The 22,413-nt window shown below is 39.2% G+C and carries 28 protein-coding genes; 20 read left to right on the top strand and 8 right to left on the bottom strand.

What is annotated here, in order from left to right; all coding sequences use genetic code 11:
• The first annotated feature begins 240 nt into the window (after nucleotides 1-240).
• Both JOC76_RS01495 and JOC76_RS01490 read left to right on the top strand, forming a co-directional pair.
• Nucleotides 241-1,122 carry an aldose 1-epimerase family protein gene (locus tag JOC76_RS01495; protein WP_239557470.1) on the top strand — a complete coding sequence of 294 codons (882 nt, stop codon included), beginning with the start codon at nucleotides 241-243 and terminating at the stop codon, nucleotides 1,120-1,122.
• Between the two features lie 126 nt (nucleotides 1,123-1,248).
• Nucleotides 1,249-1,836, top strand: coding sequence for a LysE family translocator (locus tag JOC76_RS01490; protein WP_239557469.1), 588 nt, complete (start codon nucleotides 1,249-1,251; stop codon nucleotides 1,834-1,836).
• A gap of 82 nt (nucleotides 1,837-1,918) precedes the next feature.
• Here the strand turns inward: JOC76_RS01490 and JOC76_RS01485 are convergent, their stop codons facing one another.
• The 7 genes from JOC76_RS01485 to JOC76_RS01455 form a co-directional block, all read right to left on the bottom strand.
• Nucleotides 1,919-2,383, bottom strand: coding sequence for a GyrI-like domain-containing protein (locus JOC76_RS01485; protein ID WP_205175503.1), 465 nt, complete (start codon nucleotides 2,381-2,383; stop codon nucleotides 1,919-1,921).
• A 62-nt stretch (nucleotides 2,384-2,445) separates the two neighbouring features.
• Nucleotides 2,446-3,099, bottom strand: coding sequence for a TetR/AcrR family transcriptional regulator (locus JOC76_RS01480; protein WP_205175501.1), 654 nt, complete (start codon nucleotides 3,097-3,099; stop codon nucleotides 2,446-2,448).
• A gap of 11 nt (nucleotides 3,100-3,110) precedes the next feature.
• Entirely contained in the window at nucleotides 3,111-4,217 is a 1,107-nt protein-coding gene (locus JOC76_RS01475; RefSeq protein WP_205175500.1) for an ABC transporter permease, read from the bottom strand.
• Nucleotides 4,214-4,936, bottom strand: a complete 723-nt coding sequence (locus JOC76_RS01470; protein ID WP_205175498.1) for an ABC transporter ATP-binding protein — start codon at nucleotides 4,934-4,936, stop codon at nucleotides 4,214-4,216. Before JOC76_RS01470 ends, JOC76_RS01475 begins: the two co-directional genes overlap by 4 nt.
• A 152-nt stretch (nucleotides 4,937-5,088) precedes the next feature.
• Nucleotides 5,089-6,963 carry a PTS fructose transporter subunit IIABC gene (locus tag JOC76_RS01465; RefSeq protein WP_205175496.1) on the bottom strand — a complete coding sequence of 625 codons (1,875 nt, stop codon included), beginning with the start codon at nucleotides 6,961-6,963 and terminating at the stop codon, nucleotides 5,089-5,091.
• A 12-nt stretch (nucleotides 6,964-6,975) separates the two neighbouring features.
• Nucleotides 6,976-7,893 carry a 1-phosphofructokinase gene (gene pfkB, locus JOC76_RS01460; protein ID WP_205175494.1) on the bottom strand — a complete coding sequence of 306 codons (918 nt, stop codon included), beginning with the start codon at nucleotides 7,891-7,893 and terminating at the stop codon, nucleotides 6,976-6,978.
• On the bottom strand, nucleotides 7,890-8,639 hold the full coding sequence (locus JOC76_RS01455; RefSeq protein WP_205175492.1) for a DeoR/GlpR family DNA-binding transcription regulator: 750 nt from the start codon (nucleotides 8,637-8,639) through the stop codon (nucleotides 7,890-7,892). The genes pfkB and JOC76_RS01455 overlap by 4 nt, the downstream gene beginning before the upstream one ends.
• A gap of 305 nt (nucleotides 8,640-8,944) precedes the next feature.
• Between JOC76_RS01455 and JOC76_RS01450 the strand changes: the two genes are divergently transcribed.
• From JOC76_RS01450 to JOC76_RS01440, 3 genes are all read left to right on the top strand, one after another.
• Nucleotides 8,945-9,577 carry a hypothetical protein gene (locus JOC76_RS01450; protein WP_205175490.1) on the top strand — a complete coding sequence of 211 codons (633 nt, stop codon included), beginning with the start codon at nucleotides 8,945-8,947 and terminating at the stop codon, nucleotides 9,575-9,577.
• 133 nt (nucleotides 9,578-9,710) lie between these two features.
• Nucleotides 9,711-10,553: a pentapeptide repeat-containing protein gene (locus JOC76_RS01445; protein WP_205175488.1), complete on the top strand. Its 843-nt coding sequence runs from the start codon at nucleotides 9,711-9,713 to the stop codon at nucleotides 10,551-10,553.
• Between the two features lie 99 nt (nucleotides 10,554-10,652).
• Complete coding sequence (locus tag JOC76_RS01440; protein ID WP_205175487.1) at nucleotides 10,653-11,354, top strand: MOSC domain-containing protein; 702 nt, start codon at nucleotides 10,653-10,655, stop codon at nucleotides 11,352-11,354.
• A gap of 38 nt (nucleotides 11,355-11,392) precedes the next feature.
• On the opposite strand, the gene JOC76_RS01435 is transcribed toward JOC76_RS01440, so the two are convergent.
• Nucleotides 11,393-11,728 (bottom strand): YqzG/YhdC family protein, encoded by a 336-nt coding sequence (locus JOC76_RS01435; RefSeq protein WP_205175485.1) that lies wholly within the window; start codon nucleotides 11,726-11,728, stop codon nucleotides 11,393-11,395.
• A gap of 85 nt (nucleotides 11,729-11,813) precedes the next feature.
• Here JOC76_RS01435 and JOC76_RS01430 point away from each other — a divergent pair, with 85 nt between their 5' ends.
• From JOC76_RS01430 to JOC76_RS01360, 15 genes are all read left to right on the top strand, one after another.
• The gene (locus JOC76_RS01430; protein WP_205175483.1) at nucleotides 11,814-12,329 is read left to right on the top strand and encodes a GNAT family N-acetyltransferase; all 516 of its coding nucleotides are present in this window, start codon (nucleotides 11,814-11,816) and stop codon (nucleotides 12,327-12,329) included.
• A gap of 150 nt (nucleotides 12,330-12,479) precedes the next feature.
• The gene (locus JOC76_RS01425; protein ID WP_205175481.1) at nucleotides 12,480-12,656 is read left to right on the top strand and encodes a hypothetical protein; all 177 of its coding nucleotides are present in this window, start codon (nucleotides 12,480-12,482) and stop codon (nucleotides 12,654-12,656) included.
• 251 nt (nucleotides 12,657-12,907) lie between these two features.
• Nucleotides 12,908-14,149: an MFS transporter gene (locus JOC76_RS01420; RefSeq protein WP_307784674.1), complete on the top strand. Its 1,242-nt coding sequence runs from the start codon at nucleotides 12,908-12,910 to the stop codon at nucleotides 14,147-14,149.
• Between the two features lie 135 nt (nucleotides 14,150-14,284).
• Nucleotides 14,285-14,737: a DUF2269 family protein gene (locus JOC76_RS01415; RefSeq protein WP_372441890.1), complete on the top strand. Its 453-nt coding sequence runs from the start codon at nucleotides 14,285-14,287 to the stop codon at nucleotides 14,735-14,737.
• Between the two features lie 178 nt (nucleotides 14,738-14,915).
• Nucleotides 14,916-15,347 carry a DUF4395 domain-containing protein gene (locus tag JOC76_RS01410; protein WP_205175477.1) on the top strand — a complete coding sequence of 144 codons (432 nt, stop codon included), beginning with the start codon at nucleotides 14,916-14,918 and terminating at the stop codon, nucleotides 15,345-15,347.
• Between the two features lie 138 nt (nucleotides 15,348-15,485).
• Nucleotides 15,486-16,469 (top strand): glutathione S-transferase family protein, encoded by a 984-nt coding sequence (locus JOC76_RS01405; RefSeq protein WP_205175475.1) that lies wholly within the window; start codon nucleotides 15,486-15,488, stop codon nucleotides 16,467-16,469.
• Between the two features lie 26 nt (nucleotides 16,470-16,495).
• Nucleotides 16,496-17,014, top strand: a complete 519-nt coding sequence (locus JOC76_RS01400) for a GNAT family N-acetyltransferase (RefSeq protein ID WP_205175473.1) — start codon at nucleotides 16,496-16,498, stop codon at nucleotides 17,012-17,014.
• A 315-nt stretch (nucleotides 17,015-17,329) separates the two neighbouring features.
• Nucleotides 17,330-17,500 (top strand): YezD family protein, encoded by a 171-nt coding sequence (locus tag JOC76_RS01395; RefSeq protein ID WP_205175471.1) that lies wholly within the window; start codon nucleotides 17,330-17,332, stop codon nucleotides 17,498-17,500.
• Nucleotides 17,501-17,681: 181 nt separating this feature from the next.
• Nucleotides 17,682-18,290, top strand: coding sequence for a flavin reductase family protein (locus tag JOC76_RS01390; protein WP_205175727.1), 609 nt, complete (start codon nucleotides 17,682-17,684; stop codon nucleotides 18,288-18,290).
• 602 nt (nucleotides 18,291-18,892) lie between these two features.
• Entirely contained in the window at nucleotides 18,893-19,165 is a 273-nt protein-coding gene (locus JOC76_RS01385) for a hypothetical protein (RefSeq protein WP_205175469.1), read from the top strand.
• A gap of 196 nt (nucleotides 19,166-19,361) precedes the next feature.
• A complete protein-coding gene (locus JOC76_RS01380; protein ID WP_205175467.1) occupies nucleotides 19,362-19,583 on the top strand; it encodes a hypothetical protein in 222 nt (73 codons plus the stop codon).
• A gap of 170 nt (nucleotides 19,584-19,753) precedes the next feature.
• Nucleotides 19,754-20,461 carry an MBL fold metallo-hydrolase gene (locus JOC76_RS01375; protein WP_205175465.1) on the top strand — a complete coding sequence of 236 codons (708 nt, stop codon included), beginning with the start codon at nucleotides 19,754-19,756 and terminating at the stop codon, nucleotides 20,459-20,461.
• A 13-nt stretch (nucleotides 20,462-20,474) separates the two neighbouring features.
• Entirely contained in the window at nucleotides 20,475-21,047 is a 573-nt protein-coding gene (locus JOC76_RS01370; protein ID WP_205175463.1) for a TetR/AcrR family transcriptional regulator, read from the top strand.
• 132 nt (nucleotides 21,048-21,179) lie between these two features.
• Nucleotides 21,180-21,620: an Rrf2 family transcriptional regulator gene (locus tag JOC76_RS01365; protein ID WP_205175461.1), complete on the top strand. Its 441-nt coding sequence runs from the start codon at nucleotides 21,180-21,182 to the stop codon at nucleotides 21,618-21,620.
• Between the two features lie 125 nt (nucleotides 21,621-21,745).
• Entirely contained in the window at nucleotides 21,746-22,348 is a 603-nt protein-coding gene (locus JOC76_RS01360; RefSeq protein ID WP_205175459.1) for an exonuclease domain-containing protein, read from the top strand.
• Nucleotides 22,349-22,413 lie beyond the last annotated feature (65 nt).

Genomic DNA, 22,413 nt, shown 5'->3' with positions numbered 1-22,413 from the left:
CCTTTCCTCTCATACATAAAGGAAGCATGGGGACGGTTCTCTTGATTCTCTGGAAGCAGAAGAACCGTCCCCATGCTTCCATTCCAGCTATGGCAGCGGATGTTCATTGTAAACGAAAGAAGCATTTTGCATTTAAGGTTACAGGGATTTAAGATAAATTATAGACTCTTTTCTTTTGGGAGGAGTCTTTCAGTATAATAAAAGTATGACATTCCAGACCATAGAGAAGAGGGAATTAAGATGATGATTGAAATTGAAAATGATTGGCTGAAGGTAGGGATAGCAAGTAATGGAGCCGAAGTACGATCGGTAAAGCATAAGAAAAATGGGCTAGACTATATGTGGACAGGGGATAGCGCCTACTGGGGACGCGTCTCGCCGGTCTTATTTCCGATTGTAGGGCGTTTAAAAGAAGACCGATATGAACTTAATGGAAAGGTCTATGAGATGTCACAACATGGCTTTTTACGTGACGTTGTATTTGAGGTGCAAAAGCAAACAGCAGCAGATGTTTCTTTTGTGTTTGAGTCTGCTGGACGTTACCTGGAAGTGTATCCTTACGAATTTAAAGCGATTATTCGTTATATACTCAATGAAGAATCACTGGTTGTTCAATGGGAAATTGTGAATGAAAATAAGGAAGAAATGTATTTTTCGATTGGTGCTCATCCCGCATTTAGGCTGCCGCTTTTAGAAAATGAAACCATTGAGGACTACAGATTGAACTTTACTCCTGCTGAAAATAAGAGTGTGATGGAATATGAGCTAAAGAATTCTCTTATTCATGAGAAAGGGGATGCGAGTGATATTTCGACGATTCCACTCACTGCTTCTCTATTTGTAAATGACGCTCTTGTTTACAGTAATATCGATAAAATTACGCTAGAATCAAATCAATCAAGTCATGGTGTAGAAGTCATGTTTGATGGATTTCCTTTTGTTGGAATTTGGTCGAAGTATATGGAAGCAGAGGGGACTATGGCTCCATTTGTTTGCATTGAGCCATGGTATGGTATTGCTGATACCTATTATACATCAGGGAATCTGAAGGAGAAATTTGGAGTGAATGTGCTTGAATCAGGAGAAACATTCCAGGCTCAGTATAAAATGAAGTTTAAGTAAGAACTCTTCATTATCTATGGGAAGCACATGGACGTAATATATTACTTAAAGTTCATGTACTTCCCATAATTTAATTTTATAAGAAAGGTTGGTTTGGTATTGGTCACCTTTATATTCATAGTTCTCATGTTATTTCTTATTCCAGGTCCAGCTGTTTTATTAACCATTTCGCAGACTGCAAAAGGCGGTAAAAAGAATGGATTGTTAACCGGGCTGGGAATTGCAGCAGGAGACTTAATCCATACGTGTGCCTCTGTTCTTGGTCTTTCTGCTATTCTAATGACATCTGCATTTGCTTTTGAAATAGTTAAATATTTAGGTGCTGCCTACCTATTTTACTTAGGAATTAGAGCTTTGCTTGAAAAGAAGAAAAAAGTCGAGAAACCAGAAATGCAGATGTTGAAATCCAATGGGTTCTTTCGCCAGGCATTGTTAATTGAATTGCTAAATCCCAAAACTTCATTATTCTTCCTAGCATTTTTACCTCAATTTGTTCGGAGTAACGGTACTCCCGTTACCATACAGCTTTTGCTGCTCGGTTTAACATTTGTACTAATGAGTATCATTTATACGACACTGTTAGTGTTCCTTACCAACTTAATTGGCAATAAGTTAGTCCTAAAATCCACACTGAGCGAAAAATGGCTTGGAAAGGCAATAGGGGTAGTCTACGTTGGTTTAGGATTAAAGTTAGCTCTTCAAACACAAGAATAATGCTTCAAGAGCCGGTTAATTTTGCTTACTTAAAGACATAAAAAAAGCGATGCACAAGAGGGCATCGCTTTTTAAGAATGTATTATTTTAGTGGAATCCAAATTTCAGAGTAATAATCCGGGCTCCAAGGATCCCCATTAGTGTAGACCTCTAATTCAGGACCTGCCGCATGTTCATAATGACTTGATGGAAACCATTCCGAGAAAATTTGTTTCCAAGCATTCTGCATGGAATCTGGCATTGCACCATGAACTTCAAATACTCCCCACTTGGCTGCTGGGATATCAAGGATCTCTAAGCCCTCTGGCTTCGGACCTTCATATTCTGCTGCAATCCAGTAATCCATAAATTCAGGCTTCATAGCACGTTTGTCGATACAAACTCCTACTAAACCATTAATTTCTCCATTATTCAGTTCAACTAATAAGTCACTTGTGCCATTAGCATGAACCTCTTTCCACATATTAGGGATTTCCCTAAGGTTTTCGCCATTCACACAGGAAAACTCCCGCTTAACCCCGACTACTTGAAAACTTCCTCGTTCCATAATTTTATAATTCAACCTGTTTAGTTCCTTTCCACTCTACCATATTGAAAAAATGATTAGGCCTATTCTTCTTTTTTTCCTAATCCATGCATAATAAATTGAATCGTACGCTCTATCTCCAGATCATCATCCCACGGGGCATCTGGGAACAAGATATATCTTGAGAATAGGTATCCCATAACATTGGTCATCATGAGACGGGCCACACTAGCGGCAGGTATTTCAATAATTTGACCTTTTTGTTGATAGCCTTCAATGATCTTCGATACACGGCCAAATAAATTTTTAGCCACAAGGTCAATAAATTGCTCTCTTAATTCTGGTTGAAAGGGAATCTCTTGAAGCATGATTTTTACAACAGGCAGAAGCTTCCTTAACACCTCTCTGCGGTTTTCGATGGTAGCCCTTAGAAAATCTTCAACGCGGTCATATTGCTTGTTTAGCACCTTATCAAAATCATTCACAATATAGGGACCAACCACTTTCGCCATGATGGGGACCACAATAGCCATCAATAAATCCTTTTTGGTCTTATAATGACGGAAAATCGTTCCTTCCGCTACGCCAGCTTTTTTAGCAATCTCATTTGTCGAAGTGGAAGCATACCCTTTTTCAGAAAAGGATTCAATCGCCGCAAGAAGTATCTTCCTTTGCTTTTCCGTTAATTTTTCCTCATCAAACAGCTGCTGAATCAGCATTTCTTCTTGTTCAAACATGGCTATCTCCTTTAAATTTTACGATACTTCTTCAAAGCTACTATATTTAAGATAATAAAAACAAGAGCAAATCCTAACAAGACAAGAAGGTCCTTGATAATATCGCTGAAACCTAAACCCTTATACATAACTGAAACCAATGCATCCCCGCCATAATAGAGAGGCATAATTTTTGCAATGACTTGCATCCAGTCCGCCATCCCTTCGAATGGGAAAATCCCTGCAAAAAAGACTTGTGGAACAATGGCGATGGGGATAAACTGCATCATTTGAAATTCAGAATTGGCGAAAGCCGATAAAAGAATCCCAAGGGATAATGCAACGAGTGCCAGGCATAGGTTAATAATAACAACATTCCAAAACGAGCCAACGAGCATAATATCTAATACTTTGACCGAGTAAACGACAACAATAAAGGTTTGGATAACTGCAAATAAACCATAACCTGATAGGTAACCGAAAACAATGTCTCTTCTTTGAATCGGTGTGGCAAGGAGGCGGTCCAATGTTCCGGTGGTCCGTTCCCGTAGTAGAGCAATACCGGAAATAAGAAATACAAAGAAGAAGACAAAGAACCCAACTAAAATAGGACTTAACTGATCAAAAAAAGTGGTATCCTCATCACCGTAAATGTAGGTCGTTTTAATACTTGGAGCCTTCGCTTGCTCGATGGTAATTGGTGCCCCTTGAAGCTTACTCTGAACTTGCCCGAGGAATTGGGACATTTTTGCTGATTGTTTTTTGGCATTTTCCGCAGCAATCGCCTGTTGGATTTTAATTAATAGGGCTTTTGTGGCGGAAGGTTGGTCATTCACTAATGTTAAACTAATCTTAGTATCTTGGACTTGAAGAATCGCATCTATATTGTCATTATCAATAAGTTGTTTCCAGTTGGAATGCTCCTTATATTCTTTAACAATAATATCTTTACTTTTTAGTTGTTTCACAAGGGAAGCGTCTGCTCCAGTAACTGCTATTCTCGGGTTAACCGTATTACTTGCAAGCAGATAATGGAGCAGGGTGAGAATTAATAGGGGTGCCACCATCATTAGGGCAAGCGCCCGTTTGTCACGTAGCATTTGATGAATAATCCGTTTCACTAAGGCAAGAATCCTCATTTTTTACCGCCCCCAGCTTTTAAAAATACCTCTTCTAATGTGGCTATTCCATACTGTTTCTTAAGTTCCTGCGGTGATCCACTTGTAATAATTTCGCCATCTCGAACCATAGCAAGATAATCGCATTTTTCCGCCTCGTCCATCACGTGAGTCGTGACTAAAATGGTTTTACCCTCGTGCTTTAAACGCCGGATTTCAGCCCAAATGGATAACCGAAGCTCAGGGTCGATTCCGACAGTTGGTTCATCTAATACAAGGACTTGGGGGTCTTGAATAAGGGCCACTGCTAATGACAGCCTTCGCTTCATTCCACCAGAGTAGTCTTGAACTTTCTTTTTTAAATCAGGAGTAAGATTGACCAAATTAGCGGCATAAGCAATTCGTTCTTTTTGTACGTCTTTTTTCAGCTTAAAAAGGGAAGCGAAGAAAGCTAAATTTTCTTCTCCGGTCAGGTCAGTGTATAGAGCATCTGCTTGGGCCATATAGCCAATTTTTTGTAATAGGTTTAAGTTAGGGACGTTTGTATTTAATACCTGTACATTCCCTTTGGTGGGTCGGTCCATTCCCACGATCATTTTAACCATGGTGGTTTTACCAGAACCAGACGGTCCAATTAGACCATAGATCTGTCCCGGCTCTACCGATAAATTAACATTATGCAAAACTTCTTTTTTTCCAAAACTTTTACTCACATCTTTCAAGACGATGGATGCTGTCATCCAAAAACCCCCTTCGGGAATAAAATGAGTGATTACTCACTTTTATTATAAAACCGATTAGGAAATAAGGTCAAATGGTTTTGAAAAAGTAATAAAAGGGATGGACATGAAAAAAGCTCGATTACCAATGTGGAAATCGAGCTTTGAATCTATTATTCTGTTACAGGCTTTTTCAAGATACCAAGTAGCAAGGCTGAAACGACTGCTCCAATTACAACTGATAACAGGTATAATAACCAGTTGCCGCTTACAAGTGGCATTACGAATACGCCGCCGTGAGGAGCGCGTAGGCCGATATGGAACATCATGGATAGGGCACCTGCGACAGCTGAACCCACCATTACAGAAGGGATAACGCGAATCGGGTCTGCTGCTGCAAACGGAATCGCACCCTCAGTGATAAAAGATAGTCCCATAATGTAGTTAACTTTACCAGCTTCACGATCTTGCTTACTGAATTTCTTTTTAAATAAAGTGGTTGCAATCGCAATTCCTAGTGGTGGAACCATACCAGCCGCCATGATTGCAGCCATTGGCCCATACACACCATTTGCTAATAATCCAGTACCGAATACGTATGCTGCCTTGTTGATAGGTCCGCCCATATCAAAGGCCATCATTGCACCAAGGATAATTCCAAGTAAAACAGCATTTCCAGTTCCAAGATTTGATAACCAGTGAGAAATCCCTTGGTTAAGAGCTCCGACAGGTTTGTTGACAACAAATAACATGATAAATCCAGTTAAGGCGATACCTAATAGTGGATATAAAAGAATCGTTTTAATACCTTCAAGAGAAGCAGGCATAAAAGTTAAAACTTTTTTCAAACCTACTACCAAATATCCAGCAAGGAAACCTGCGATAAGTCCTCCAAGGAAACCAGCGCCGCCGGCATTTGCCAGCATACCGCCAACCATACCAGCTGCAAATCCAGGACGGTCTGCAATACTCATGGCAATGAAACCAGCAAGAACAGGAACCATAAGTGCAAAGGCATTACCGCCACCGATTGTCATTAGGGCTTCAGCAATCGGATTATACGTTGGATCATCCGGCTTGAAGGCATTAAAGCCAAACATGAAACAGATTGCGATTAAAATACCACCGCCGACAACGAATGGAAGCATGTTGGAAACACCGTTCATTAAGTGTTTATAAATCGTTGCACCAACACCTCTGCCTTGTTTTCCGCTTTCATTGCTTGCAGCAGAACTAGTACCATGATAAACAGGAGCATCTTGGTTTAAGGCTTTTTCAATTAATTCCTTTGGTTTGCGAATTCCGTTAGCAACCGCAGTTTCAATCACGTGTTTACCGTTGAAACGGGCCATTTCTACTGTTTTATCAGCAGCGACAATAACAGCAACAGCGTTTTCAATTTCTTCCGCTGTCAGGACGTTTTTCGCTCCGCCAGAACCGTTGGTTTCGACTTTTATGTCGACACCCATTTCCTTCGCTTTTGCTTTTAAGGAATCCGCTGCCATATACGTGTGAGCAATTCCAGTTGGGCACGCGGTAACGGCAACAATAAACTGACTTTTCCCAGTCATGGACTGTGTTTCTTCTTCATCTTCTTGATCATACTTGTTGATGATATCTAACACTTCATCTTCGGATTTTGCTGCAAGCAGCTGCTTGCGAACATCCTCATTTAATAAAATCGTTGATAACCTAGATAATGCTTCTAAGTGAGTATTGTTAGCACCTTCAGTTGCTGCAATCATGAAGAAAAGGTGGGCTGGCTGGCCATCAAGAGATTCATAGTTTACTCCGCCAGTTGATCGACCAAAGGCAATCGCAGCTTGCTTAACTGCTTTTGTTTTTGCATGGGGAATGGCAATTCCTTCACCAATCCCTGTTGTACTTTGCTCTTCTCTGGCTAAAATCGCTTTTTTATACTCAGCTTTGTCTGCTAATTTGCCAGCATGATCCAATACTGTAACTAACTCTTCAACAACATCTAATTTTTGTGTACCATTTATGTTTAGGTTAATCGTATTTTTGGTTAGAAGCTCTGTTATTTTCATAGACATTCTCCTTTAGAATAATTTTGTTTCGAGCTTTACTTGCGGTAGTAAACCTTCAATTTTTTCAGGTGTACATAGACCGATTGAAAATGCTGTTGCACTCCCTGAGGCAACACTGAAGCGGAAGGCCTCTTCAATCGATTTTGTTTTCTCATAGGTTGCTAAGAAGCCTGCTACCATTGAATCCCCAGCACCTACTGAGCTTTTGACTTCCCCTTTTGGTACGGTAGCAATGATGGCTTGATCCTTGTTAATAAGGACGGCACCTTCACCTGCAAGTGAGATAATCACATTTTGTACACCTTGCTTGATGAGCTCTCTTCCATATGGAATGACTTCTTCACAAGTGGAAAGTGTTGTATTAAATAAGTCACCAAGCTCATGATGATTAGGTTTGATTAAGAATGGCTGTAATGGAATGACCTTTTTTAATAAGTCTCCTTCCGCATCAACCACAAATTTTATGCCTTTTTCATTACAAATTTTCGCTAGTTGTTCATATGTGTTTGTTGGCATTGTGGAAGGAATACTTCCTGCCAAAATAATGGTATCTTCGCTTGTTAGTTCATTAATTTTTTGCTTTAAGGCTTCGAAGTTTTCATTCGAAAGGTTAGGACCTGATGCATTGATTTCCGTTTCCGAATCAGACTTTACCTTTACATTAATTCTGGTATCTCCATCGATTCTGATAAAATCGGTGTTAATTTCAAGCGACTTTAAGTAGTTTTCAATATAATCTCCTGTAAAACCACCGATAAATCCAAGGGCTATGTTCGTCATCTCTAGTCTTTTTAAGACTTGGGATACGTTAATCCCTTTACCACCAGGCAATTTAGTTTCTTTTTTCGTCCGGTTTAATCCGCCTACAGTGACTTGATCCAGCTCAACAATATAATCGAGTGAAGGATTTAACGTTAATGTATAAATCATGAAGTAACCACCTTTATCTTTGTCTTACTAGAATACTGCTCCTTCGTATCGAGGTCTAACTCATTTGTGAGGATCATCGCTTCATGAAGGTCAGCTATTTTGGCAAATGCAATCTCTGAGAATTTAGACTCATCTGCTAAAACATAGGCTTCACGAGATAGACTAATAGCTTGCTGTTTAATCATGGCCTCTTCTTGGTCCGGAGTTGTGTACCCTAATTGGGAGTGTATTCCGTTTACGCCCATAAAGCATTTATCAAAACGATACTGCTCTAGGCTCTCAAATGCACCGCGGCCTATCATGGCTTTGGTAGTTGGTTTAATATACCCACCTAGTAAAAATGTTTTTATATTTTTCTCAAGTAGCTCATTTGAATGCATAAGTCCGTTTGTGACAACAACAATATTTGTAGGGAGGAAAGGAATCATTTCAAAAACAGTGGATCCTGCATCCAAATAGATACAATCTCCTTCTTCTACTAGGCTTGCAGCGTATTGAGCGATCACTTGCTTTGCTTGAAGGTTTTTGAAAGATTTTTCGGTCATGCTAGGTTCTTGCAGCTTTCCTTGAAGTCTGGCTGCACCACCGTGGACCCTTTTTAAAAATTTCCCTTCTTCTAATTGAGTTAAGTCTCTGCGAATGGTTGATTCTGATGAATTCGTTAACTCTACTAGCTCTTGAAGTTTAACCGTATTCTTATTCTTTAATGCTTCTAGAATGATTTGATGGCGTTCTGGCTCTAACAAATGTATCCGCCTCCTAAAACGCTTTCATGAATTACTTGGTGTTTTTATCATACTCACTTTTTAGATAAAAATCAACCATAATCATTCATAAACATTCTTTACCAATCAAAAACATTCACAATCACGCCATATTTTTTAACTATAGTATTGTAGATAAATGTTGATTAATACCATCTCACGGTTATTAATCTGGTATAATAAATTTAATATTGGCAAATTTTACTCGTAAATTGAATGACTGTTTCTTAACTAGTTTTACCTGTTTTTTAATAAAATCATGGGTATTTTGGAAGGGAGTCATTGGCGTGTTATCTTTTGAGGAAAAAAAGGCTATTTTTCATTCATTTAAGTTAAAGGAAAAGACGATTGGAAATGGAAAGGTAAGCTTTGTATATCCTGAAAGTGTTCAAAAGGGTCAGGTATTGGCCACGCAATTACATCCAAGTGGAAATGGCTACGTGATCGGGAAGTATATGTCGGAGGAAACCATAAAGAAGCATGGTTATCAGGTTGATCCGCGTGGGTGGATCTCCATTAAAGTTTTTTCAAAGGAAGAGATAGCAAAGGTAATAACAGAAGCGATGAAATCGATGTCCGGGATACATGTTGGCAACGTGTTTAAGGAAGTTGTAAATGAGGATCGACCGGATGAATCTGTTGAGGTTTCTGAAGCGGTGGCAATTGTAAATAAAGCGATTAAGGTTACTGAAAAAGAAGTCAATCAGTCATTGGATACGTTGGAAAAGCTGGACCTAGAAAAAATGGCTGCAGGTGAAGCCGATGGAAAGCAGAGTACATATGATTTTTATCCGGGTTCCTATCTATTTGATTGGATGGGATTAGCGTTATCGACTATGGAGTACGGGTATTGGGTATGGAGGAAGGCATTTAGGAGTTATATAAGTATGTCTTCTTCTGATTCAAAAACTAATCAGTAGGATTCATTCATACACAAGCGATTCTGCGGATCGCCTGTGTATTTTTTATTTTTTTTTTGAAGCGACAGGAAACTACTCCCATCACATACAGATTTGTTTTATAGTAATAGGTAATTGAAAGGAAGTGAACATTTTGCCCAATCAGCTAGCTAGCTCACGGAATGGACATTCTAGCGAGAAGCTTCATGCGAAGTGTGAGGACTGCTTCGGCTTATGCTGTGTGGCCCTGCCGTTCGCCGCTTCTGCGGATTTTGCATTAGACAAAGAAGGTGGCACACCATGCAAGAATCTACAACCAGATTTTCGCTGCGGCATCCATCAGAACCTTAGACAAAAAGGATTTAAAGGCTGCACAGTCTATGAGTGTTTTGGAGCTGGACAAAAAGTATCACAAATCACATATCAAGGAAAAGACTGGCGGAAACATCCCGAAACAGCCAAAGAAATGTATGCTGTATTCCCAATCATGCAGCAGCTTCATGAAATGCTTTGGTACCTAACAGAAGCACTGTCATTGAAAGAGACCGAAATGATTCACTCCGAACTCCTTCAAGCCATCGATCAAACGGAAAAGCTGACACTACTTAGTTCTAAATTACTCAAAGAGCTCGATGTATCGAAGCATAGAGCGGAAGTAAATACATTACTATTAGAAACAAGCAAACTCGTCCGTGCCGGGTTTCAGCAAAAACAAAAGAAAAACCGAGGTGCCAACCTCATCGGAGCTAAAATGAAAAAAGCAAATCTAAGAGGAGTGAACCTGAGAGGGGCCTATCTCATAGCAGCTGACCTTAGGGAAGCGGATCTTCGAAATGTAGATTTTATTGGAGCTGACCTTCGCGATGCCAACCTGAGTGGATCAGACCTGACAGGGAGTATTTTTCTCACTCAGGCTCAAATTAATGCTGCAATAGGAGACGCCAAAACAAAGCTGCCTCCATCACTTACAAAACCAATCCACTGGGAAGCTGAATAAGTAAAAAACGTAAAGGAAAATGAATTGGAGTGTTTAATATTATTTTTATAATGAACCATTAATATGCTTACAAAAGCATTACGTGAGGAGAGATAGGAGATGCGATTACAAAAGGTTTATGCTGGTTTGCCAAAAACAGTTGGAATAAAAAATGCCAAACAAGCGATGGACCGAGAATGGACTAGTGCTATTTTCAAAGAACCAGTAACAGATGCGGTCTGGGTTGGAAAAACAGGGTTGACAGGTGATGAGCAATTTGATCAGAAAAATCATGGCGGACCGGAGAAGGCTGTTTTTGCTTATTCTTCTGAACATTATACATACTGGCAAACGGATCATAACATTACCAACATTTCCATTGGAGGAATGGGTGAAAATTTTGTTCTGGAAAATATGAATGAAGATGAGGTTGCCATCGGTGATATCTACCAAATCGGTGAAGCTATTGTTCAAGTCTCACAGCCAAGGCAGCCTTGCTGGAAACCCGCACGCCGCTTTAAAACGAAGAACCTTGCACTGTTAATCCAAAACACTGGACGAACTGGCTGGTATTTTCGTGTCCTAAAAGAAGGTTCAGTGAAGGCTGGCGAAGCTTTCACCTTATTACAGCGACCATATCCACAATGGACCATCGGAAAATGCAACGAAATCATGCATGGTCAAAAACAAGACTTCGAACAATTAAAGGAACTGGCTGCCTGTGAGTTTTTAGCTCCAAGCTTGCAAGACACTTTACAGCGACGAGTAGAAAAACAAGAGACACCAGACATCCAAAATCGAGTATTTGGTCCAAATGCATAACTAAGATAGAAGAAGGACAACAAAATGTCCTCCTTCATTTATCGTGTGGTTTCTTTAAAAGTAGTCTTAATCACTTCGTTAGTGGTTGGGTTAAATTCAATGTCCACAAAAACACCGAATTCTTTTTGATTATCTTTTAACCAAAGCTTGAATTTCTCAGTGGTGGAATGTGGACCTGTTACTCTGCCAACATGAAGATAATCGATTATATTGGCATTGGGATACCTTTCTTTTGTTTTTTTCATTGCTAAAGTACCCCATTTTGCATAAGACGGAATAGGTTTCTGCTGAGCAGCGGCCTCATGGGGAAGCTGTAATAAACCTATATCCAAATAACCAAACGTGATGATTAAACTGAATAAGAGTTTTCTCACAATATGACCCTCCTTTTTCTATGATTCGATATCAAGCTGTAACTTATGTTGACAAAATATTGGAGGTAAAAAGGAGAGCGAGTAAATGGAAATACGGTTATTAACCTCTAAGGATGCTAAAACCTACTGGACACTAAGACTAGAAGCATTAAAGAACCATTCTGAGGCATTTTTATCTAGTTATGAAGAATCTGTTCAACGGGAAAATCCTGTGGAACAAACGGCCCGAAACTTTACTGCAAAAGGGAACTACACGTTTGGTGCTTTTGCAAAGGGTGAACTGATTGGGATGGTGACATTGCTTCAGGAGGAACGGATAAAAGTCCGTCATAAAGCGAATATTTTTGCCATGTATGTAACCCCAAGCAAGCGAGGAATCGGAGCAGGGAAAGCATTGTTGACAGCGGCCATTAATAAAGCCAGGGACCTTTCTGAAGTTGAACAAATTAATTTAAATGTAACGGCAAGTAATCATAGTGCTAAACAGCTTTATGCTAACCTCGGCTTTAAGCAGTTTGGGCTAGAGAAGAAGGCTTTAAAAATAAACGAGAAATATTATGATGATGCTTATATGGTTTTACATCTCAAAAAGGAAAAGTAAGTAGGTTTAAAACAACGGTACGTATCAAAGGAAGAGCGTTGTTTTCTTTTATTAAAATCAAATGAAAACGCTACCAAAATAAGGTGCTTTTGATATAATGAACTAGAGGGGCTAGTATGTCAATTCTTAACAGGAGAGGGGTCGTTGAGTATGACGGAAAGCATTTATTCACATTTAAGAAAAAGAGGGTTAGTGGTTCCTGAACACTATATTCAGCCTCTAAAGGCACAATGGGATGTATACCAGCTTTTAAACAATAGTCCTAATCTCAATAATTATACAGAGTATAACCTTAAACACTTGGCTGAGGAGCTTACTGAAGAATAATTCTTCAAAAAATTGGAAATTTACCTTGAAGAGCCATTAGGAATAAAGTAAAATAAATTTACGTCTTTATGAAAGGGTGTTCTAAGTCCAATGTTTGACTAATCCTATTTTTGGAGAAAATTCAGATAATACGAACAAATTCTGGATAGGATTAGTGCGGGCTTTTTTAAATAGTGCGAAGTAATTGGGTTGCTTTGCCTTTTTGTGTCTGTATTATCTCCTGTCTGAATAGTCGGTCAGGAGGTTTTTATGTGGAACAAGCAAATGCAAATGTTACAATGGGGGCTTTATTTCGGAATCGAGTCATCCAAACTTTATTGCTCTCGACCTTTTTTCTCCAAATAGGGATTTGGGTGCGGAATTATTCCATCCTGTTATATGTGGTGGAAAAAACGAATGAGGATCCTGTCGCAGTGTCATTAATTTCGGTAGCGGAATTTGCGCCCATCTTCCTGTTTTCTTTTATTGGCGGGACTTTCGCTGACCGCTGGAAACCAAAACGAACGATGATTTGGTGTGATTTTCTCAGTGCGATTTCGATTTTTGTAGTCCTGCTGGCCCTATTCTTTGGCGGGTGGAAGGTCATCTTCTTTGCGACATTGGTATCGTCTATTCTGTCGCAGTTTTCACAGCCTGCCGGTATGAAGCTGTTTAAACTTCATGTAGAAGAAGAACTGATCCAAATGGGGATGTCTATTTACCAAACCATTTTCGCTTTGTTTATGATCATTGGTCCGGTAATTGGCACCTTTGTGTACCAACATTTTGGCATTAATGTGGCGATTGCCATTATGGGAGTAGCCTTTTTACTTTCGGCAGGGATTTTAATTAGGCTTCCGACAGACTACGAAGTAGAAGCCAATTCTGAAGAAACAACCGTCCTTCAAGAGATGAAGGCAGGATTTAAATATGTCTGGCAGAGCAGGGCTCTTACCTTGCTTAGTGGTTGTTTTGCGGCAGCAGGATTGGCCTTAGGTCTTACTCAGCCGTTAGCTGTTTTTCTAGTTACTGAACAGCTCGGTTTGCCAAAGGAGCAGCTGCAATGGCTAATGGCGGCATTTGGAATTGGCATGATTCTGGGTGGGGGACTAACGGTCGGCGTTGCGAAAAAGACTCCTCCGCAGATTCTGCTTGCCATTGGAATGAGTGTCAGTGCGCTCGGGTTTTTCATCATGGGGTTCTCCGAGTTGTTTTGGTTAACGCTCGCAGCACAATTTATCAGTGGTTTGTTTATGCCGTGTGTCCATATCGGGATTAACACCATGATTCTTAAGAATACAGATTCAGCTTTTATTGGCCGGGTTAACGGGATTTTAAATCCGATATTCATGGGATGTATGGTGATTACGATGACAACAAGTGGTTGGCTAAAAAAGACCTTTTCCTTAGTCGCCATTTATGAAACGACCACACTGCTTTTCGTGCTTGGAATTCTATTTCTTGTTCCACTTTTCAAAGGGTCAAGGGTATTAGAAAAAAGTGAAGAAGCCTAGAGGGGCTGTTTCGATAATTTCACCTTAAAGGGAGCTTGGAAATCCAAGCTCCTTTTAAGGTTTTATAAAGATGTTGAGAATATAATTATGGTAGAATGGAAACGTCAGGTTTGATAATGGAGGTTTTTGGTCGTGATTACATTCTACAAAATGGTTGTATTTATTCATATTTTTTCTGCAATCATCGGTATGGGTCCGGGTTTTATTTTAACAACTGTGGTGAAGGCTGGAACTAATATGACCGAACTGCGTCATTCCTATAGGCTGAGACATAAGCTCCATATATTTGTGATGGTTGGCGGGGCGCTCCTGTTGGTTACGGGTTTAACATTAGGTTTTTTAAATCCAAGTCTATTTCACACGGGATGGTATGTAACAAGTCTTGTGCTATTTTTGGCAGCCCTTGCGATTGGACCAATCGTTTTATCGCCAATGTCCAAACCTGTAAAGGCTTTGTTGGACTCCTATCAAGGTGAAAAAATTCCTGATGAATACTGGCGTTTATCAAAAATTTTATTTCGTTATGAAAACCTTGAAAATGTAATTTTTATCATTATCATCGCCCTTATGATACTAAAACCATTTTAAGCATAGAAGGTATGGCAAAATAACTTTGCCTGCCTTTTTTTTATGATCTAGGACATATTAATAAGTGGATAACATGATTAAAGTAGTTCGGGCGTTTTAGTATACAAAAGATTAATTTCCATTTAAACTGGATGGAAGATTAAACATACAATTCCAATGAGAAAGGTAGGTATTTTAATTGACTGACAATATTCGTTCGATTCCTAGGCCTCTAGTACGAACAAACCAGTGGGTTATTGTTTTAAGCGTGGTGCTCACATGGGTCACTGGTATAGAATGGCTTTTATTAATACCGCTACTTTCTGGTTTAAGTGGACTATTATTCGGGTTTAATCCAATTATGCAGCTTGCCAAACGATTCTTAAGGAAAGAGCCTGAGGCATATCTTCCTGAAGATTGGGAGCAGCAGCAGTTTAATCAAAAAATCGCTGTATCTTGTCTGGCAATCGGTTTTATTAGCTTCTTTCTAGGCTGGAATACGTTGGGCTTTACTTTTACGATCCTAGTTGGGGTGGCAGCATTTGTAGCCATTTTGGGCTTTTGTGTTGGCTGCTTTATCCATTACCAATGGGGGCAGTATCAATACAGGCGTTCTATTAAAAAAATTTAGAAAACCAGACCTTGCTAGAAGCAAGGCTTTTTTTTTGAACTTCATTTTCGAAAAATTTCATAAAGTCAGTTATTTGTGTTGACTAATAAAAGTAAACCCCCCTAAAATTAATTCCATATATAGGAGGGGATGTTGATCATGTCAGAAAGTGTACGTGAAATTAAAGCTGATGGTTCATTTAACCGACAGAAGAATAGATTTACTGCTCCGTTTGGGCACAATGAGGGTGAGCTGCCGATTGAGGAGGGGAGATATCGGCTATTATGGTCAGCGGTCTGCCCTTGGGCACATAGGTCCGTCATTGTTCGAAGTTTGCTTGGTTTGGAAGAGGTCATCAGTTTAGGGACTGCGAGCCCAATGAGGCCGAAATTGCCGCATGTGGATTGGGAATTTTCTTTGGACAAGGATGGGGTCGATCCTGTTTTAGGGATACGCTATATAAGTGATATTTATTTAAAAACCGATCCGGACTATTCAGGGCGCCCTACAGTCCCTGTTGTCGTCGATCTTGTGGAGCAAAGGGTCGTCAATAACGATTATTTTAAACTTACCAACTATTTTGAAACCGTTTGGGCGCCATTTCACCGTGAGAATGCCCCAGATTTATATCCTCTGCATTTGCGAGAGCAAATTAATCAGCTAAATGATGTTATTTTCCATGAAGTAAATAATGGAGTTTACAAATGCGGGTTCGCCCAGTCACAAGAGGCGTATGAACAAGCATATGATACGTTATTTGCTAGATTAGATGCATTAGAAGAACTCCTCTCACACCAACGATTCTTATTTGGTGATTATATTACTGATGCCGATGTTAGACTCTATGCCACGCTCGTCCGTTTCGATGCAGCCTATTATTCTGCCTTCAAGGCCAATCGGAATCGAATTGTTGATTTTCCAAACCTTTGGGGTTATTTGCGGGATTTATACCAAACACCAGGATTTGGCGATACAACTGATTTTGATGCAATTAAAAGACATTATCATTTATCGAATCATATCGCCAACAATGATCAAAAGAGCTTTCATATTCTACCGAAGGGGCCGGACCTTTCAGGACTATTTTCTCCGCATAATCGTGAAGTTTTAAGTAATAAGTTAGAAAAATTTTTAATAAAATGAGAAAGCGGATGGAGGAGTATAGGAACATGTTAATACGAGATGCTTTAGTTGAGGAATTTCCGCTGATTCGAGAGCAAAGGGTACGTGCTTATGAAGTCCATGTCAAAAACATTCCAGAAGACCATTGGAAGGCACTTAAGGCAGCTATTTCTTCCGATGCTAATTTTAATTCGGATATTGAGCGAATAGTGGCTGAATTAGATGGGAAAATCATCGGCAGTGTGGTTTTATATCCAGCCCATTCGGATGCTTATGAAGGGAATGTGGAGCAGCTGGATTATCCAGAAATTCGGATGCTCGCTGTTGACCCCGAAGCTCAAGGTAGAGGGATTGCAACCGCGCTGATTTCTGAATGTATCGAACGGGCAAAAGCAAAAGGTCATTTGGCTATTGGTTTGCACACAGGAGCATTTATGAAAAGCGCAATTAGCTTATACGAACGGTTTGGATTTGAGCATATCTCACAATACGACTTTGAACCTGCCAATGATGGCATTATTGTAAAAGCGTATCGCCTCAACTTTGAAAAAATTCCTAATTTATAAAACCTAAAAATTTAGAATTATTTCAAAACCCACTTGACACCTCGGAAAAGTCAGAATAAAATAAAACTAATTCAAGCTTATATTGAACAATAAACAAATATGATAGAGCTGATTGGACCACCAAAGGCTTATACTCCCCGCTTTTTAAAGTGGGGGTATAAGCCTTTTTTAATCGAAAGGAGTGATGGTGAGTTGGCTTATCCTATTAGTAAGTGCAGTCCACATTGTTGTCTTTCTGATCGAAACTTAAAATTTTTTGTCTATAAAACCAAGTATTCTGATGTGATATTAATAAATTAGAGGGAGTGTTGAATGATGGCAGTAGTCGATCAAGAAAGAACAAAGGTGATTCTAGAAGCATTAAAGAATATTGAGTTTGGTTCTATTACGATAACGATTCATGACGGTACTATCACGCAAATTGATCGAACGGAGAAGACCCGATTTGAATTAAGAAGATCGCCTGCAAAAAGTCAAAGAGTATAAGCCTAGATTAAAAAAGCTTTACTTCAAAAGAAAAGAGGTAAAGCTTTTTTTATTTTTATGTACAAATTCCATTTTGGCAGCTTTTTTGTGTTAATAAAATTCCAAACTGCATAAAATTGGGGAATAATATAAGAATAAGTTGAATGTACGCTAAAACACTGGGTAAGGAGAGGATTTTATGATGATTGCTATTGACCCTTCTAAAAATACGGAGAGAGATAATTATAAATTTTTAATTGGAAGTATTATCCCTAGACCGATTGCTTTTGTTACTTCCTTGTCAAAGGATGGAGTGTTGAATGGTGCTCCGTTTAGTTATTTTAACATTGTATCAGCCAACCCACCGATGATTTCATTAGCTGTCCAACGTTCGGGAGGAAGACAAAAGGATACAGCGAGAAATATAATCGACAACAAAGAATTTGTGGTACATATTGTTGATGAAGATAATGTTGTTTCCGTCAATCAAACAGCTGCCAGCCTACCGCCTAATCAAAGTGAAATCGAATTAGCGAATTTAACTCCTGTAAAAAGTATCAAAATCGCTACTCCAGGGGTTAAGGAAGCTAAGATTAGAATGGAATGTAGAGTAGAGCATACCCTTGAATTGGGGGGGACCGATTCTCCTGGCTGCGATCTTATCATCGGCAGAATTGTTCAATATCATATTAAAAGTGACATTTATGAGAATGGAAGGATTGATCCCCAGGGCTTAGCTGCAGTAAGCCGACTGGCTGGTAATTATTATGCGAAAATCGGAGAGATGTTTGAAATAGATCGGCCTCAATAGTTTTACAAATAAGTTCCGAAGGGATGGAATTTATGTACTTCCTCTACTTTTGGGTGAAATTCAAACATTTTCGACTTTGCAAAGGGGGCTGCATTCGTGCAGTCTTTTTTTATACAAAAAAATAGATTGGTGCTGGCACCAATCCAAAATGGGAAGTTTAAGAAATGAGCTCTAGTCGAACTAATTTCCTAATTAAGATGCTTTTATAATAGTGAAAACTTGTGTAGATAATGGGGGGAAGTTATGTGGAAGTTGTGAAGATTCGTTTTGAAAACAAAAAAATAGATTGGTGTTGGCACCAATCCAAAATGGGAAGTTTTAAGAAATGAGCTCTGGTTGAACCTATTTCCTAAATAAGATGCTTTTATCATAGTGGAAATTTGTGTGGAAAATAGGGGGAAGTTATGTGGAAGTTGTGAAGATTATGTTTTTAAGTTGGCCTCCTTTTAACCTCAAAAAAAGTAAATCACAAATTTTAAATGACAATAAATTTTCCAACCTATTATAGTTCAAAATTATTAAGTTCTGAAGGTTTAGGATAATTACCTATTCCGATTTTGTCATGTAGACATACACTAAAGTGACAAAGGAGGGGAATTAGAATGGAGAGACAATATGGTGTACCGGGTCAAGCTTACCATCATGGACATGGCGGCTATTATCCGGGTTATGGATATCATCATGGACACGGTGGCTATTATCCAGGTCATGGATACCCATATGGATACGTCGGCTATCCAGGTCAAGCTTATCATCATGGGCATGGCGGTTATTATCCGGGGTATGGCTACCATCATGGACATGGCACCTATGTTCCAGGGCATGGTTACCACCACGGCCATGGAACATACCAACCAGGTCAAAGGGAAAAATAACATTATGAGCAGAGTAAAAAAAGTGCCTGACACCCTTTGGGTGTCAGGCACTTTTTTACTTTTGAATAGTTGTGTTTATTGGAGTTTGACATATAATAGAATTATCAGTGTTCACAAAATTGTCTAAAATCCACTATTGTTATTGTTTAAATAGGATATATGAATCCAAAGAAGGCAAATTAGGAGGTATAGGCTAATGGTAAAAGCAGCTGTTGCGGGAGTAGTTGGTTTTGTACTTATTTTTATTGAATCGATGATTGTAATGAAATTAAAAGGCTATGAAACAATTGAGTTTGGAGGCATTGTACCGTTCGTAAATGTATGGGCCATGAATTTCTTTTTTACATATTCCATTCTCACACAGGTTACCGCTTGGTTTGTAAATAAACAAGAATTGAATGAGGATAATAGTTTTTAAAGCCAATGCTGTTTCCTAAAAGTCCTGAATAAAAAAGCGCCTCTGACTAATATAAAGAAGGAGACGCTTTTTTTAGTGCGTTTTTAAAAGAAATTGTTGATTTAACTAATAGTATTAGTTAAAATAAAACCATAAAACTAATGGGATTAGTTAAAAGGGGGATGGAATAAATGAGGGTAATAAAAAAGGGTTTTCTGTATCAAGTAACATTTATGGCGAAGGTTTTTCCAGTTAACTGCTATTTAGTGGAGGAAGCTGATGGACTAACGCTAATTGATGCTGCGCTTGGTTTTTGTGCAAAAGGTATTTTGCAGGCTGCTAGAACAATAGGGAAGCCAATCACAAAAATTATTTTAACACATGCTCACGAAGATCATGTGGGGGCACTTGATATGCTTAAAGAAGCCCTGCCTGAGGTGCCTGTTTATATTTCATCCCGAGATTACAGACTAATGAATAATGACCGTTCCCTTGATCCGCATGAAGATCAAACACCGATAAAAGGGGGAGTACCGAAAAGCTTAAAAACCCGGGCCAATATCTTGCTCAAGGAAGGCGAGTTAGTAGGTTCATTAACAGCAATAGAAACTCCGGGGCACACACCTGGATCAATGTCATTCCTGGATTTACGGACTAAAGCATTAATTGCAGGAGATGCTTTCCAAACAAGAGGAGGCATTGCTGTTGCTGGTGATCTGAAACCATGGTTCCCATTCCCTGCGTTTGGAACTTGGAGTAAGAAAACAGCATTGGCTAGTGCAGGAAAAATGATCAGCTATCAGCCGAAGCTTTTGGCAGTTGGTCACGGAGAAATGGTGGAAGAACCTATGTTTATGATGGAAAAAGCAATCGATGCTTTTAATCGGAAAATGGAATAAAGGAGTTATAGTTATGTCACCAAGACCCAAAGTTGGACTCGAATTGACGGCGATTTTAGATGCCGCAGGAGAAATCGCTGACCAACTAGGAATACCCGAGGTAACACTTGCAAATTTGGCAAAAAAATTAGGAATTCGTCCTCCCTCACTATATAACCATTTTGATGGTCTGCAAGGTTTACGAAAAAAATTAGCCATTTATGGGATAAACCAACTATATGAGGAAATTGCAGATGCTGCTATTGGAGAAGCTGGACCCAGAGCTGTTCTAGCCATGAGTAAAGCCTATGTAAATTTTGCTCGAAACCATCCGGGGATTTATGAGGCAACGCTTCTTGCACCAGACCCTGAAGATGAAGAGGTACAAGAGGCAGGGGCAAAAATTGTTAATCTATCCATTCGTGTACTGCAAGTATATCAGTTGGAGGGAGAAAGGGCCTTGCATACTGTCCGAGGTTTACGCAGTATTTTGCACGGATTCTCTGCATTAGAGCAAAAAGGCGGCTTTAAAATGAATTTGGACTTAGACGAAAGCCTGACCATCATCATACAAGGATTTTTAAAGGGGATGGGGAACAATAATTAATTGGAAATAAGGGGAAAGCAACGGCAAAATGACTGCTTTTTTGATTGAAACCAGGCTATTGCGGTATAATAAACATGTAATCGGAATAATTACATGGAGAAATGTTTTTAAATGAAAAGGAAGGTGGCATATGTGTCTATAAGCAGTCGGTTTGCTGTTGGCATTCATATATTATCCCTTATTGAGATAAATAAAAGTGGGGTAAGTACATCTGAGTATTTAGCAGGTAGTGTAAATACGAATCCAGTAGTAATTAGAAAAATTATGGGGATGTTAAAAAACGCTGGACTGGTAAATGTACGACCTGGGGTTGCAGGAGCTGAATTAGCGAAGGATTTATCACAAATTACTTTACTTGATGTTTATAAAGCGGTTGATGTAGTGAAGGAAGATGAATTATTTAGTATCCACGAACATCCAAATCCTGCTTGTCCAGTGGGAAGAAATATTCAAGATGCAATCGGCCCTTTCTTTTCAATCGCCCAGACTGCATTGGAGAAGGCGCTTGGGAATGTGACCATTAAAGATGTTGTAAAGGATATAATCGAAAAAGAGCAACTAACTGAAAAATAAGACGGAAGACATTCTTATTCTGTGGGAATGTCTTTTTCCTTTTTTTAGCACTTGGTAGAATGGTTATGTTTTAAAATCTTAGCTTTGTTATAATGTAGTTAATTATATTTTAAGGAATGATCATGATGCAAAGATCGGAACAATTTGGACTATTATTGGACGTTGAAACAACTGGTTTGGGACCAACAAAGGACGAAGTGATTGAACTAGCTTTGAAATTATTTACTTACCGAAAGGAAACAGGGAAAATCATCGAGATTATTGAGGAAGATTCCTTCCTGCGAGAGCCTCTTTCACAGACAGCTCGGAATAACTATAATACCGCTTTTCGAGTACATGGGATTCCTTATGAGTTAGTCAAAGGAAAAAGTTTTTATGATGTAAAGATCAAAACCTATTTCCATCGGGCTGATGCGGTATTTGCCCATAATGCTTCCTTTGACCGCAGCTTCTTATACCACATGTATCCTGAAGTTAATGAATTAAAATGGTATTGCACGATGAGAAATATCCCTTGGAAGAATTACGGATTCCCGAACGGAAAACTTTTGACATTATTACAGGCCCATGATATTACTAATCACCAAACACATAGAGCGCTCGATGATATTACATATCTAATGGACCTGCTAAAGAAAACAAGCCCACAAGGAAACCTTTACTTACAAGAAGTACTCGAAAAAGGTCCTATGAGAAAGTACCAACCAGCATCTGCCCGCACCAGCTAATGATGTTATAAATGGTGCCTGTCACCATTAATGGTATTCACACAATAATAATGTAAGAAGCTCAT

Source organism: Neobacillus cucumis (assembly GCF_016908975.1).
In the GTDB taxonomy this organism is placed as follows: domain Bacteria; phylum Bacillota; class Bacilli; order Bacillales; family Cytobacillaceae; genus Neobacillus; species Neobacillus cucumis.
Note: the sequence above shows the minus strand (reverse complement) of the source record. Positions and strands in the feature narration are given on the sequence as shown.